We start from the raw sequence: 14,272 nt of genomic DNA, 5'->3' as shown, positions 1-14,272 counted from the left end.
CCCGCTCCCCCTGCGTGGTGTCGTCGAGCGGCAGGTGGAAGCAATCTGGCGATCCGTGGCCGGTTCCGGGCGGAAGGTGCTAGCTTGCCGAAAGTTCCAGGGACAGCCCGAAGGCGGGAGACCATGCACCAAGAGCGACACCAGGAACGCCGCGCCGCATGGGCGGTGCTCGCCCCAGCCGTGATGCTGCTGCTCGCAGGCTGCGGCGCCGCCGAGCCGGACCCGACGGCCGCGTCCGCGCCCACGTCACCGGCCACGACCGCGCCCACGTCACCTGTGGCAACCGCGCCGTCGTCCACCCCGCCGTCCAGCCCGTCGAGCGCGAGCCCGGCAGCAAGGAAGCCCGCGGACGGAAGGCGCCTGGCGGCCTGCTCGGACGCCAAGTGCGAGGTCGAGGTCAGCACCGGTGACGTCATCCGCTTCAACGCCCGTGCCATGCGAAAGGCCGGATTCGGCGACCTCAAGGTGAAGAGCATCCGCGAGAACAAGATCGTCTACACGTTGGCCTCCGGTGGCGCCACCTTCACCCAGCCGGGGCCGGACGACACGGCCAACGTCAACGGCATCTCGCTCACCCTGGTACGCACCGAAGGCAAGCGGGCGGTCATCCGCATCGGAGCGCCCAAGCGGGGCGAGATGAGCGTGACGTTGGGGCCTGACGGCAGCATGCAGGTGACGACGTGACGCCCGGCGGTTGAGCCCATGACATTTGACCGCTTCCCGGTGGTCCCTACTCGTCGGCGCGCTGTCCGGGGTCGGGCTCACCGCGGGGGCGGACGCCGCGGAGCTGCTGGGAGGTCACCTATGTAACGCGGGCGGCATCTTCGGCACGTAGCGTGTCTGCGATGCGTCTATCCACATCGGCGTCGATCCTGGGAGGAACGCCATGATGACCAAGAAGGAGGCGGCGGAGGCCGTTCGCGCGGCCAAGGCCCGGCTAGGCATCACGTGGGTCCAACTCGCCGAGGCAGTCGGACGCCCTCCGGCATGGACGACATCAGCGCTGCTGGGGCAGCAGCCGATGAGCGCTGAGCAGGCCGCGGCCGCGGCGTCATTGCTGGATCTCGATGAGGACGTTCAGCAAGCGTTGCAGCTTCAGCCCACTCGCGGTGCGCTGGAGACGGCGGTGCCAACGGACCCCACGATCTACCGGTTCTACGAGATACTCCAGGTCTACGGCCCGACGATCAAGGAACTCATCCACGAGCAGTTCGGCGACGGCATCATGAGCGCCATCAACTTCCGCCTCGATGTCAAACGCGTACCCGACCCGGGCGGCGACCGGGTCGTGGTGACCCTGGACGGGAAATTCCTGCCCTACCAGTGGTGAGGCCAGGAACGGACCTGCCATGGCGAGCAAAGGACAGACACACGCACCTACCAGCGGCAGAAGCGGGCATTCGGCCAGGGCTGGTGGGCTCTTCGTCGGGCCCTTTGGACTCCGGGCCCGGAACCGAACGGCGCGACGCCGGCCGCCTACGTCCGACTGTTCGGCGGCGCACTGGTGGACACCTTGCGCGTGCCGCCGCTTCCGCCCGAACTACTGCCAGGCGCCTGGGCCCTGCCCACGCTGCAGGCCGCTATCAATGAGGTGTTCGCGTGTTGCGGGCCACCCTCGCAGGAGTACGTGACCCAACTCCTGGCCGGGTCGTTTCCCGAAGGCTGCGGTGCGTAGAGGCTCACGATTTCTTCTTGGGAAACTTGGGCCCAGGCCCATAACGCACCCCGACCCCTCCTCTCGCATCTCCAATCTTTTCCAGAATTTCCCGATCACGAAGACTATTGATCAGGTCGCGGGCGGCGTAGACGTGGAGATCAAACAGGCGACGAATAGTCTGATTTGTGATAAATCCATACTCCTTTACATGCTCTATAACCTTCTGATCGGTGTCGTCAATCACGCGGCGGCGATAAGTGACCGATCGAGACATGGCTGCAAGAGCCTCTGATCGCAGTCGATATGTCGGGAACGGTTTGCTAATGGTTCGGCGGGTGGCCTCGAGGAGGCCGTACTCATCCGCCATTGCCGCAAGCACTTCTTGCGCCTCTATTGGCGTGCGCTGGATTATATTTGCGAGCTTGGAGGCGTCTATGCTGCTATTGTGACGCAGATGCGACAGAGCGAGAAGGACATTTAGATCTCTTCCTGCTTTAACCGGCAAATCGCTTACGAAACGTGCAAATGCGTCGTTTCCGATCCCTCCGGCAAGCGTCGCTCGAACCAGGGTACCCTTATCTTCGAATTGCGGCGGCTCTTTGCCTATACGCAGCATTTCACGGTAGGCTCTATCGACTCCTTGGCCTGTTCGCTCTGCCAACTGTAGAACAGATACTGTCTCTGTCAACAGCCTGTTCCGAGGAGTCGATGGATACGTAAGAATATTTGCCGGCGTCACCCCCGCGACTAGACCACCGGGGCTTACGATCGCTAGACGTTCTGGCGAGTGCTCAACATCCACCGTTCCACTGGTCTCATATGAGCGATGAATGAACGCATTTATTATAAGCTCTCTAATAGCCTCGCTGGGGTAGTCTGTGAGTGATAGTTGTACCCCACCGGCCAAATTAAGCGGATGGATCTCGCGGCGCGCCTCTATCGCTTCTGTCAAGATTGGGATGGCTGCTATTAGAGGGCGATTTCCTCGTATCCTTCCGGTCGCCTCACTGCCGGAACTCGGCCTGAACTGGAACGAGTAGCCATAACTGGGAACGACCGTACTAATTAGCGACTCGTCTCCCAGCAGGAGTACGCCAGCATTCGTTACACTGCCATCAGATGCAATCAATCTTAGCGACTCCAGGAGTGCCTTGTTTGATAGGTCAGCCAAGTTGTCGCGTCCGCCGGCGGTCAAGATGCGGCGCAATCTTTCGAATTCGATAGCGCTGAGATTCGAAAAGTCAACGCTGGACGAGTCGGCCGACCAATCCACCTGACCACGTGCGATCATCACTTCACGCTGCTGGTCAGGCGGATACGGAAGACACTCTTTCCCTAGACGGCGCGTTGAGAGCCCTGCCGCATTGCTGTGCGGCATTACACCCTCTGGAACGGTGATCAGGATAAGCCGGACACCGTTAATGATCACATCATTAACAAACGGTGTTATGGGAGGTCTTGTGCGGTCAAATACGCCTTTGCGTATCGAGTCAATACTGTAATCCGCCGGCACTCCACGAAGCGCATCATGCCGACTCGTTGCTTTGTCGTCAACGCCCAATACGACCGTTCCGCCACGAGCATTCGCAAAACATACGAGAGCATCCGCTAGCAGGTTATAAGTAGACTTTTGAGACTCTCCTACAACCTTGAAGTCGAGCGTCTCCGTCTCAAGAGCATCCGCGACTACACCGTTCCCTACGACGGCCAGTGCGTTCAACGCTTCCTGCTGGTCCACATACTGAGAGTAACTGAGAAACGTTGCCCAGGCAACGTTTCTCAGTGAGGCCTTGTTGCGACGGACTGCGATCAACTGAGAGATCGCGGGTGAGTGCCATCTCTCAGTCAGTCCTCATGCCCATGTCGGACCGACAAACCTCACATCAGGCCCCGGAGCTCCACGCCGGGGTTATTGAGCGCGCAATCCAGGCGGCCGAACCGCTCGACCGTGCGGCCGACCATGTTCCTGACCGCGTCGGACCGCCGTACGTCTCACCCACACGAACGGCGGCCGGATCAGATCCGCAAACGAGCCGTCCCTCGTAGCGGGAACTCTGGCTGTCAGGCCCGTTGAGCCGCGCCGAGCATCGACCTGGCCAGCGCTTCTGCGGCGAACTGCGCTGAGGTGATGAGCGAGCCGAGCAGAGGCTCGGCTAGAACCCCGGCTCCAAGGCCCGCGGAGGCCACCAGCCGGGCCAGCGCCTTGCGGGGTCCGCTGGTCAGGCTTATCGCGGGGTAGCCGAGTACGTCGCGGGCGGCGTACCCATCATCGGACGCGATCGCCTCCGCCATCGTCCGGGAGAGCACTCGGTCGGCGCCCTGCCGACATACGACCGTGCAGACAGGCGGCCGTGGCCTCGATCACGACTGATCCTCAGTGGACCGGCCAGGGGCCTGACCGGCTGCGGGACTACGGGCAGACCGGCTCGTTCGCGGCTCTGCCGCCCTCTGCGGAGGTACGGCGCGACGCACTGTCCCGATTGATCGGGCGTACGACCATCGCCGACCGATGCACCATGACCGACCGTTTCCTAGTGGTCCGGGGTGATCTGCGTACGTACAAGATCCATCTGGGGTCGGCGAACATCCTGATGGAACCCAACGACGCCTACCTGTGCATCGTTTCCGCACGCGACCCCCACGCCGGACTGTTCCTTCCCTTCGAGGAGGACGGCCGGTTGGCGCTCATCCTCAGCAAGGCTTTCCTGCTGGCGAACGACACCGCCATCACCGACCCCTCCATCACTCGCCAGCTTCGGGCTTGATTCGCGCAGGACCGGGAGCAGGCCCGGGTCAGCGGCCGCCGCGTTGCTGGATGATCGCGAAAGCGCCGGTGATGTGCTCCCGGGTGACGCGGTCGGCTTCGTCGCCGTCCCGCTCGAGGATCGCCTTGACCAGAGCCTGGTGCTGACGGTGGGACTCCTCCAGCTCTGAAGGCAGGTAGAGGCGGGCGACCTGGGTGTTGAAGTAGAAGTGTTTGCTGCGTTCGTGGGCCTCGATGAGCCTGCGGTTTCCCGACGCCTCGACGATGAGCCGGTGGAAGCGTTCGTTGCTGATGACGAATTCGTCGAAGCCCGGTCCCGCGTGCTCGCGGGACCGGAGGGCGTCGATGATCGCGTCGAGCTGACCCTGTGTGGCGCGTTCGATCACGAGCCGGGCGGCGAATCCCTCGATGGCGGTCCGGACGTCGTAGATGTCGCGGATCTCCTCCAGCGTCGGCTCCACCACGACCCATCGCCGGCGGCGGGAGACGACGAGGCCGTCCTTGGCGAGCCGTTGCAGGGCCTCGCGCACCGGGGTGCGGCTGACATCGAGGCCGTCGGCCAGTTCGCCCTCGAGGAGCAGGGAGTTGGGCCGCAGTCGGCCGAGCACGAGGTCCTCATGGAGACGGGTGTAGACGACGTCCGCCAGGGTTGACGCGAGAAGCGGGCCCCGCGGTCCGGAGTCGGTCATAGGACAAGGGTAATCCGCCGGAGGGCGCGTACTCCTCGGAAAATCGGGAAACCTTGCCAGTTCGCACGCCAATCTGTATACAGGTTGGTATTCCGTTTTTGCCTGGAGTGGCCTGCTGACATTCCTGCGTCAGATGCGCCCAGCCGAAACCAGCACATCGATCCGCGTCCACCTCGAAGACAGCTTCATACCCACCGCGGCCCCACCGGCTCGCACCGAGGGAAACGCCCCGATGTCCCCCGCGCGCCCTGGGCAGGCCGCCGAGCAATATCTCCTACGCGTTCCCAACATCCCCCTCATCATCAGGGCGGCAACCGTCGCCGGCTTGGAGCGTAGATGTCTCACGATTGGTCAGAGCTCAGTGGCGACCGGGTGTCCAGGCGGACCCTGCTGCGGTACTCCCTCGGCGGGGCGGCGGCCCTGACACTCGCCGCCTGCGGATCGTCAGGGAGCCCGGCGGAATCGGCCGGCGCCGGGTCGCAGCAGGCCAGGCGCGGCGGCAGCATCAAGGCGGCGTGGAACATCGACAGGTTCCTCACCCTCGACCCGCAGCGGACCACCGGCTTCGACCAGCTCGCATTACTCGTCAACATCGTCGAGGGCCTGACGCGGCTGACCCCCGAACTCGACGTCGAGGGTGCTCTGGCGGAGAGCTGGAAGGTCAGCGAGGACGGGAAGACCTACACCTTCAAGCTGCGCAAGAACGTCGTCTGGCACAACGGTGACGAGTTCGACGCGCAGGACATCATCTTCACGCATCAGCGGGCGACCGACCCCGAACTCGGGTCGGCGAACGCGAACCTCCCGCCGATGGAGGTCACGGCGCCGGACGACCACACGATCGTCATGAAGCTGGAGCAGCCGTCCGGGCTGCTCCTGACGCAGCTGACGGCGATGCCCGGCGCGATCATGGGCGCGGTCAACAAGCGGGCGCTGACCGAGATGGGCGCGGACAAGTACGGGCTGACGCCCGTGGGCACCGGGCCCTTCAAGGTCACCGAGCACGTGCCGGGAGACCACCTCACCCTGACCAGACACGACAAGTACTGGGAGGCCGGCTTCCCGCTGCTCGACGAGGTCGTCATCGACCTGGTGCCGGAGCCGACGACCGTCCAGTCCGCGCTGCTGTCCGGCGACGTGCAGTTCGCGCACATCCTCCGGCCGCAGTCGTACGAGGCGCTGCGGAGGTCACCCAACCTCGTCGTGGTCAGCGAGCCGGGTGTCGGCTGGAGCGGCATGTGGATGAACTACAAGAGCACGGCGGCGCCGTATCTGGCGGATCCGCGGGTCCGTCTCGCGTTCGCCAAGGCCATCGACAGGAAGACGCTGATCCAGAAGGCGCTCTTCGGGCAGGGCGACCCCGGGTACGGCCCGTACAGCCTCGCCGTCAAGTGGGCGTACGACCCCAAGGTGCCGACCAGCCAGGACTACGACCTCGCGGGCGCCCAGAAGCTGATGTCCGACGCCAATGTGTCGAACGTATCGCTGGATTTCATGACGACGCCCGGTTTCGAGCGCACCGACCAGGTGCTCGCCGACATGCTCGGCAAGATCGGCGTCCAGGTGCGGCTGACGAGTGTGGAGAAGTCGGTCTACTCCGCGCGCGGCTATCGCGACAGCAACTACTCGATCCTGCACTCGGGCAGCGCCTCGGACCCGGACCCTGACGACTCGGTCTACAAGTACTTCACCACGGACGGCGCCACGAACACCTTCGGCTACAGCAATCCGAAGGTCGACGACCTGATCGCCAAGGAACGGGTCACGCCCGGCCGCGCGGAACGCGCCAAGATCCTCTGGGAGATCCAGAACCTGCTCATCAGCGATGTCGCGGCGGTGTTCACGTACCACAGCCGGGACCTGCTCGGCATGAGCGCGCAGCTCAAGGGCTACCAGAAGGTCCCGGAGCTCAGAAGCCTCAGGACAGTCTGGCTCGACAAGTAGCAACGGGAGAGGCTCGTCAGTTGCTTCTGTACTGCGTCAAGCGGCTGATCCACGCCGCCATCGTCGTGTGGCTGGTCATCACGGTGGTGTTCTTCATCGTGCGACTGGTCCCGGGAGGACCGGTCGACGCCCTCCTGGGCGCCGACTACACCCCCGAGGCGGCCAGGGTCCTCGAACGCCGGCTCGGCCTGGACCAACCGCTGATCGTCCAGTACGGCGAATACCTCGGCCGGACCCTGAGCCTCGACCTCGGCGACTCCGTGGCCGGCGGGACCAGCGTGCGCGACATGCTGGTGGAGGCGATACCGAGGACACTCAGCCTCACGCTGATCGGGCTGGTCGTCGGCCTGCTGCTGGCGATCCCGCTCGGCGCCAGGGCGGCCAGGCGGAGGAACAGGATCGCCGGGCCCGTGTCGAGCGGCGTCGGCCTGATCGGGCTGTCCCTGCCGACGTTCTGGCTGGGCATGCTGCTCATCCTGCTGATGGCGGTCGACCTGGGGTGGCTGCCCGCGTACGGATACGCGCCGATGGAAGAAGGGCTGGGGCAGTGGCTCGGCCACATCCTGATGCCCGGCACGTGCCTGGGGCTCGCCTACGCGGCGCCGTTGGTCCTGATCACCAGGAGCTCGATGGCGGAGGCGCTGCGGGAGCCGTACGCGCAGATGGCGCGGGCGAAGGGCCTTCGCGAGTCCGTCATCATGGCGAAGCACGTGGTGCCGAACGCCTTCATCCCCGTGATCACGATGGCCGGGATCCACACCGGCGGCCTGCTCAGCGGCGCCGTGGTCACCGAGACGGTGTTCGCCATCAACGGTGTCGGCCGCGTGCTGGTCGACGCGATCACCAACCGTGACTACCCGGCGATCCAGGGGGTCATCCTGCTGATCAGCGTCGTCTTCGTCGTGGTGAACATCCTGGTCGACCTGCTCTACGCGGTACTGAACCCGCGCATCCGGCTGATCGGAGGTACGGCATGACGACGACGGCCACGACGCGGACCTCCGTGCGCTCGCGACTGCTGCACGACAGGCTCGGGCTGGTCTCGATGGCCATCCTCCTGGTGCTGATCCTGGCGGCCGTCTTCGGGCCGATGCTCTCGCCGTACGACCCGAACTCCCAGGAACACGACCTCCTGCTCCCGCCCAGCGGCGCCCACCTCATGGGCACCGACTCGCTGGGACGTGACGTGTTCTCCCGCGTACTCAACGGGACCAGGGTGTCGGTGGCCGTGGGGATCGGCGTGGCGCTCATCGGCGGCATCGTGGGGACGGTGCTCGGGCTGCTCGCCGGGTTCTTCCGCGGCTGGATCGACGACGTCATCAGCCGCCTGGTCGAGGTGCAGTGGGCGTTCCCCGAGCTGATCGCCGCGCTGGTGATCGTCTCCATTCTCGGGAACGGGTTCGGCAACGTGATCCTGGCGATCTCGATCACCTACGTCGACGACTTCGCCCGCCTGGTGCGCGGCGAGACCCTGCGCCTGCGCGACAGCGAGTTCGTCACGGCCGCGCGGGTCATCGGCATGCGCAAGACCCCGATGCTGGCTCGTGAGGTGCTGCCCAACGCCTTCGGCCCGATCATCGTGCAGGCCACCAGCGCCGTGGGGGCCGGCATCCTCGGCGAGGCGGCGCTGTCGTTCCTGGGCCTGGGGGTCGCGGCGGACACCCCGACCTGGGGACTGATCCTCTCGGACAGCCGTGACTTCTTCCACAGCGCGTGGTGGCTCGCCGTGTTCCCCGGCCTCTGCATCATGATCACCGTCTTGGGGACCAACCTGTTCGGCCGCGCGCTGCAGCGGTCGTTCGGCACATCGGAGGCCCTGTGAAAGAGCACCGTGAATGAGTCCCTGCGAAAAGAGTCCCTGCGAAAAGAGGCACTGTGAAAGAGGCACTGTGAGAGAGGCGCTGTGAGTCTGCTCGAGGTCGCCGACCTGGACGTCGCCTACACGCGGGGCAACACCCGGATGCCCGCGCTCCGCGACATCAACCTCACCATGGAGCGCGGCGCGATCGTCGGGCTCGTCGGGGAGTCCGGATCGGGCAAGAGCACGCTCGGCCTGGCGATCGCCCAGCTCCTGCCCGGCAACGGCCGCGTCACCGCGGGGACCATCGCCTTCGACGGCACCGATCTCACGTCGAGCACGCAGGCGGAGCTGCGGGCCTTCCGCGGCAAGCGGATCGGCGTGGTCTTCCAGGATCCGTCCGCGTCGCTCAATCCCGTGCTCACCATCGGCGAGCAGATCGCCGAGTCGATCCGGCTGCACCACGACACCGGGGAATCCACGTCGCTGCTGACCGAGACGCTGCGCAAATACTCCGGCGGGCTGGCCAGGCGCGGCAGGTCCTGGGCCATGGCCGTCGACATGCTGGCCCGCATGGGCATCCCGGACCCGGCCGGGTGCGCCAGGCGGTTCCCGCACCAGCTGTCCGGCGGGATGCGCCAGCGCGCGGCGATCGCCATGGCCCTGTCCGGCGAGCCCGACCTGCTGATCGCCGACGAGCCGACCACCGCGCTCGACGTGACGGTCCAGGCGACCATCCTGCGCGAGCTGGTCGAGCTGGTACGCGAGATGAACACCAGTGTGCTCCTGGTCACCCACGACCTGGACGTCGCCAGTTACTTCTGTGACCGCATCGCCGTGCTCTACAGCGGGCAACTCTTCGAGCTGGCCTCGGCCAAGGAGATCTTCGAGAACCCGCAGAACCCGTACACCCAGCGGCTGCTGGCCAGCCAGCCGAACATCGACGACGAGTCCGCCGAGCTCGCCGTGCTCGAGGGGGACGTCCCCGATCCCGCAGACGAACTGGCCGGCTGCCGGTTCGCGGCCCGATGTCCCGAGGCGATCGACCTCTGCCGGTCCACGCCGCCGCGACTGGTCACACTTCCAGAGAGGTTGGTCACCCATGACCGCGAACACCAGTGCCGCTGCCTCCTCCGCGACGGAACGGCAACCGCTGCTGCGGGCGGAGCAGGTCACCAAGTACTTCACGCTCGGCGGCCTGCTGGAGAGGATCGCCGGTAAGCGTACGACCGTCCAGGCCGTACGGGCGGTGAGCCTCACGGTCGGCCGCGGCGAGACGCTCGGCATCGTCGGCGAGTCCGGCTGCGGCAAGAGCACCCTGGGACGGACGCTGCTCCGGCTGTACACCCCGACGAGCGGCAGGATCCTCTTCGACGGCCAGGACATCTCCACGATGTCCGAGCCGGAGCTGCGGCCGATGCGCAAACGGCTCCAGATGATCTTCCAGGATCCGCGCGGCAGCCTCAACCCGCGGCAGAGCGTCGACACGCTGCTCCACCGGGCGCTCGGCGTGCACGGTGTCCGCGGGGACGAGGCCGTGGAGCGGGTGGCGCTGAGCCTGCGGCAGTCGGGGCTGGACCCGTCCAGGTTCGCGCATCGATACCCCCGTGAGCTCTCCGGCGGTGAGGCGCAGCGGGTCGGCATCGCCAGGGCGCTGCTGCTCGAGCCCGACCTCATCATCGCCGACGAGCCGGTGAGCTCGCTGGACGTCACCGTCCAGGCGCAGATCGTCAACCTGCTGATGCGCCTGCGGGGTGAGCGCCGGCTGACCATGGCGTTCATCTCGCACGACATGGCGGTGGTACGGCACATCAGCGACCGCGTGCTGGTGATGTACCTCGGCCGGGTGATGGAGGACGCCCCGGCCCGCGAGATCTTCAGGGACCCCCTGCACCCTTACACCAAGGCCCTGATGGACGCGATACCGCGGCCGGGGTTCGAGCCCGTCGGCCTCAAGGGCCAGGTGCCCAGCCCGAGCGACCCGCCGCCGGGATGTCCCTTCCAGTCCCGTTGCCCGAAGAAGATCGGCGCCGTCTGCGAGACGGTCGAGCCGGTACTGACCGAAGTCGAAGCCGGCCGGAAGGTCGCCTGCCACCTGCATGTCGCGCCAGAGGAGGCACCATGACGCTGGACCCGATTCGCCGTCTGAGCCATCGTCCGACCATCAGGGCGAGGAACTACGTGGCCTGTTCGGGAAACTACCTGGCGACGACCGCCGCGGTCCGGATCCTCGAAGCCGGTGGGAACGCCACCGACGCCGGCGTGGCCGCGGGGATGTGCATCAACACCGTGATGCCTGACCTGACCAGTTTCGCCGGTGTGGCGCCCATCGTCGCGTACGACAAGGCCGGTGACCGGCTCCGGACGATCAGCGGGCTGGGGTACTGGAGCAAGGACCTCACCCTGGAGAAATACCGCGAGCGCTTCCACGGCACGATCCCGCTCGGCGCGGCGCGCGCGGTCGTCCCCGGTGCTCCGCACGCCTGGCTGACGGCGCTCATCGAGTTCGGGACGATCAGCTTCAAGGAGGCCGTGGCTCCCGCTCTGGAGCTGTGCGAGCGCGGTTTTCCCGTCTACGCCTCGCTCAACCGCAACATCCTGCGCGGACTGGACCAGATCGAGCAGTGGCCGTCCAGCGCCGCGATCTTCCTGAGGAACGGTCACGCGCTGGAGATCGGCAGCATCTTCCGTCAGCCCGACCTGGCCGCCACCTTCCGGCGCATGATCGATGCCGAGGACCGGGCCACCGGAACCCGCGAGGACCGCATCAGGGCCGCCAGGGACGAGTTCTACCAGGGCGAGATCGCCGCGAAGATCGCCGCGTTCGTCTCCGGTGCGGGCGGTTTCATGACGGAACGAGACCTCGCCGAGTTCAGCGTCGAACTCGAGACGCCGACGCACACCAGCTACCGCGACGTCGACGTGTACACCTGCGGCCCGTGGTGCCAGGGCCCGGTGCTCGGCCAGGCGCTCAACATCCTGGAGGGCTTCCCGATCAGGGACATGGAGCACAACTCCGCCGACTACCTCCACGTGCTCACCCAGAGCCTCAACCTCGCCTTCGCCGACCGGCACGCCTACTACGGCGACCCGCGCTTCGTCGACGTGCCGATGGCCGAGCTGATGTCGAAGGAGTACGCGGCACGGCAGCGGGCCAGGATCTCGCTCGACAAGGCGTTCGCCGAGATGCCCGCCGGTGGGCTGACCGCCGGCGACCGGGTCGAGGCCGAGCCGCGCAGGCCGCGCGGCCCCGAGCCGGACACCAGCTACGTCTGCGTGGTCGACCGTGAAGGCAACTGTTTCTCCGCCACCCCGAGCGACGGGATGCTCACCGCGCCCATCGTGCCCGGCATGGGTGTCATCTGCTCGGCTCGTGGCTACCAGAGCTGGCTCGAACCGGACCATCCGTCGCGCATCGAGGGCGGGAAACGGCCACGCCTGACGCCGAGCCCGGCCATGGCCTTCCACGACGGCGAGCTGCTGATGCCGTTCGGCACCCCGGGGCTGGACATGCAGCCGCAGGCCATGGCGCAGGTGTTCATGAACATCGTCGACTTCGGCATGGAGGTGCAGGAGGCCATCGAGCGGCCGCGCGCCGCCACGTACAACTTCCCCGGCTCCGGGTGGCCGCACCACTACACGCCGGCCGCGCTCGGCATGGAGGGCAGGATCTCCAGGGCGATCGGCGACGAGCTGGGCCGGCGCGGCCACCAGGTCGAGTACTGGCCGGACTGGAGCAGGCAGGCGGGCAACGTGTGCGCGATCGTGGTCGACCAGGAGAACGGCGGCCTGAACGGCGGCGCGGACTTCCGCGCGGAGTCGTACGCGGTGGGCTGGTGACCTCGGACAGGCAGCGCGAGAAGGGCGATCTCTCCCCATCATGAAGCAACACGCCGCACCGGGCAGGACCGTCGGAGACGGCCCGTACAACCGGCTGATCCTCAGGAACGTCACCGTGATCGACGGGACCGGCGCACCGCCGCAGGGCCCGGTCGACATCGTGATCGACGGGAACCGCATCAGCGAGGTCCATCTCGTCGCGAGCCCGCTGGCGCAGATGCAGGGCCCCAGCCGGCCGCAGCCGGGCCCGGACGGTCGTGAGATCGACCTCGCGGGACATCACGTGCTGCCCGGCCTCGTCGACTGCCACGCCCACATCGGCCCGCCGAGCAAGTCGCCGTCCGCGCAGTATTACTACGACCTGCTGCTGGCCCACGGTGTGACCAGCCTCAGGGACCCGGGGTCGTTCGGCAACGGACTCGACTTCGTCCGCCGTGAGGCCGAGCGGAGCGACAGGAACGAGATCGCCGCCCCGCGGATCACCCCGTACGTCGGCTTCGGGCAGGACCGTCAGGAGCCGTTCACCGATCCGGGCGACGCGCGGGCCTGGGTGCAGTCGGTCGCCGAGCGCGGCGCCAAGGGCCTGAAGTTCTTCGGCTACCGCGCGGACATCTTCGAGGCCGCGCTCGACGAGGCGAAGCGGCTCGGTCTCGGCTCGGCCTGCCACCACGCGCAGCCGAACCTCCCCCAGGCGAACGCGCTGACGTCCGCGCGCTGGGGCCTGTCCAGCGTCGAGCACTTCTACGGCCTCGCCGAAGCGATGTTCGAGGCGCGTCGCGTTCAGGACTACCCGATCGACTACAACTACGAGGACGAGCAGGCCCGCTTCCACAACTCGGGCAAGGTGTGGCACCAGGCCGCCGAGCCGGGCTCGGCCAGGTGGAACGACGTCATCGAAGAACTCGTCGGCCTCGGCACGACCCTGGACCCGACGTTCCAGGTCTACATCGGCAACCGCGACGCCGAGCGCGTACGCAACCTGTCGTGGCACAAGGACTACACCGCGCCGCAGCAGTGGGACTTCTACACGCCGAGCCCGCACAGCCACGGCTCGGTGTTCTACGACTGGACCACGGAGATGGAGGTCACCTGGCGGCACGCCTACGAACGGTGGATGACGTTCGTCAGGGACTTCTTCCACCGCGGCGGGCGGGTCACCACCGGGACCGACGCGGGGAACGCGTACAAGATCTACGGGTTCAGCCAGGTCGAGGAGATGGAGCTGCTGCGCGAGGCGGGGCTCAACCCACTCGAGGTGATCCGCTCCGCCACCTTGGCGGGCGCGGAGCTGATCGGCGCCGGCGACGAGCGCGGCAGCATCACCCCAGGCAAGCTCGCCGACCTGCTCGTCGTGGCGGAGAACCCGGTGGCCAATCTCAAGGTCCTCTACGGCAACGGCCGGTTGCGGCGGCAGGGCGACGGGACGTTGCGACGGGTCGGCGGGGTCAAGCTCACGATCAAGGACGGCATCGTGTACTCCGCGCCCGACCTGCTGGCCAGGGTCCGCGACGAGGTGCGCGAAGAGCGGGAGAAGCGCGGTCTGAGCGAGCTGGACCCGATGCCGTGACTCAGCGAAGGAG

At 66.6% G+C, this 14,272-nt stretch carries 14 protein-coding genes; 11 read left to right on the top strand and 3 right to left on the bottom strand.

Features of this window, described 5'->3' with window-relative positions:
* Positions 1-123: 123 nt before the first annotated feature.
* From ITP53_RS00380 to cynS, 3 genes are read left to right on the top strand one after another with little or no spacing between them, the layout of a single operon-like run.
* Positions 124-684, top strand: a complete 561-nt coding sequence (locus tag ITP53_RS00380) for a hypothetical protein (protein ID WP_195893219.1) — start codon at positions 124-126, stop codon at positions 682-684.
* A 25-nt stretch (positions 685-709) separates the two neighbouring features.
* Entirely contained in the window at positions 710-835 is a 126-nt protein-coding gene (locus ITP53_RS58875; protein WP_268960860.1) for a hypothetical protein, read from the top strand.
* A 54-nt stretch (positions 836-889) separates the two neighbouring features.
* Positions 890-1,330 carry a cyanase gene (gene cynS / locus ITP53_RS00375; protein ID WP_195893218.1) on the top strand — a complete coding sequence of 147 codons (441 nt, stop codon included), beginning with the start codon at positions 890-892 and terminating at the stop codon, positions 1,328-1,330.
* A gap of 349 nt (positions 1,331-1,679) precedes the next feature.
* Here cynS and ITP53_RS00370 read toward each other — a convergent pair whose 3' ends face one another.
* On the bottom strand, positions 1,680-3,395 hold the full coding sequence (locus ITP53_RS00370; protein ID WP_195893217.1) for an ATP-binding protein: 1,716 nt from the start codon (positions 3,393-3,395) through the stop codon (positions 1,680-1,682).
* A gap of 323 nt (positions 3,396-3,718) precedes the next feature.
* Positions 3,719-3,949 (bottom strand): hypothetical protein, encoded by a 231-nt coding sequence (locus ITP53_RS00365; protein ID WP_195893216.1) that lies wholly within the window; start codon positions 3,947-3,949, stop codon positions 3,719-3,721.
* 59 nt (positions 3,950-4,008) lie between these two features.
* Here ITP53_RS00365 and ITP53_RS00360 point away from each other — a divergent pair, with 59 nt between their 5' ends.
* On the top strand, positions 4,009-4,422 hold the full coding sequence (locus ITP53_RS00360) for a DUF7737 domain-containing protein (RefSeq protein ID WP_195893215.1): 414 nt from the start codon (positions 4,009-4,011) through the stop codon (positions 4,420-4,422).
* A gap of 28 nt (positions 4,423-4,450) precedes the next feature.
* Here the strand turns inward: ITP53_RS00360 and ITP53_RS00355 are convergent, their stop codons facing one another.
* Positions 4,451-5,110, bottom strand: coding sequence for a GntR family transcriptional regulator (locus ITP53_RS00355; protein ID WP_195893214.1), 660 nt, complete (start codon positions 5,108-5,110; stop codon positions 4,451-4,453).
* 336 nt (positions 5,111-5,446) lie between these two features.
* On the opposite strand from ITP53_RS00355, the gene ITP53_RS00350 reads away from it, so the two are divergent.
* From ITP53_RS00350 to ITP53_RS00320, 7 genes are all read left to right on the top strand, one after another.
* On the top strand, positions 5,447-7,054 hold the full coding sequence (locus ITP53_RS00350; RefSeq protein ID WP_195893213.1) for an ABC transporter substrate-binding protein: 1,608 nt from the start codon (positions 5,447-5,449) through the stop codon (positions 7,052-7,054).
* Positions 7,055-7,074: 20 nt separating this feature from the next.
* Positions 7,075-8,031 (top strand): ABC transporter permease, encoded by a 957-nt coding sequence (locus tag ITP53_RS00345; RefSeq protein WP_195893212.1) that lies wholly within the window; start codon positions 7,075-7,077, stop codon positions 8,029-8,031.
* Positions 8,028-8,876 (top strand): ABC transporter permease, encoded by an 849-nt coding sequence (locus ITP53_RS00340; protein WP_195893211.1) that lies wholly within the window; start codon positions 8,028-8,030, stop codon positions 8,874-8,876. Before ITP53_RS00345 ends, ITP53_RS00340 begins: the two co-directional genes overlap by 4 nt.
* A gap of 81 nt (positions 8,877-8,957) precedes the next feature.
* Positions 8,958-10,073 (top strand): ABC transporter ATP-binding protein, encoded by a 1,116-nt coding sequence (locus tag ITP53_RS00335; protein ID WP_195893210.1) that lies wholly within the window; start codon positions 8,958-8,960, stop codon positions 10,071-10,073.
* Positions 9,955-10,977: an ABC transporter ATP-binding protein gene (locus tag ITP53_RS00330; RefSeq protein ID WP_195893209.1), complete on the top strand. Its 1,023-nt coding sequence runs from the start codon at positions 9,955-9,957 to the stop codon at positions 10,975-10,977. The genes ITP53_RS00335 and ITP53_RS00330 overlap by 119 nt, the downstream gene beginning before the upstream one ends.
* Positions 10,974-12,692 (top strand): gamma-glutamyltransferase family protein, encoded by a 1,719-nt coding sequence (locus ITP53_RS00325; RefSeq protein WP_195893208.1) that lies wholly within the window; start codon positions 10,974-10,976, stop codon positions 12,690-12,692. Before ITP53_RS00330 ends, ITP53_RS00325 begins: the two co-directional genes overlap by 4 nt.
* Before the next feature lie 40 nt (positions 12,693-12,732).
* Entirely contained in the window at positions 12,733-14,259 is a 1,527-nt protein-coding gene (locus tag ITP53_RS00320; RefSeq protein WP_195893207.1) for an amidohydrolase family protein, read from the top strand.
* Positions 14,260-14,272: the final 13 nt, after the last annotated feature.

Origin of the sequence: Nonomuraea cypriaca (genome assembly GCF_015645445.1) — a bacterium.
Lineage (GTDB): Bacteria > Actinomycetota > Actinomycetes > Streptosporangiales > Streptosporangiaceae > Nonomuraea > Nonomuraea cypriaca.
The sequence above is the reverse complement of the archived record's forward strand: the minus strand, read 5'-3'. Positions and strand labels throughout refer to the sequence as shown.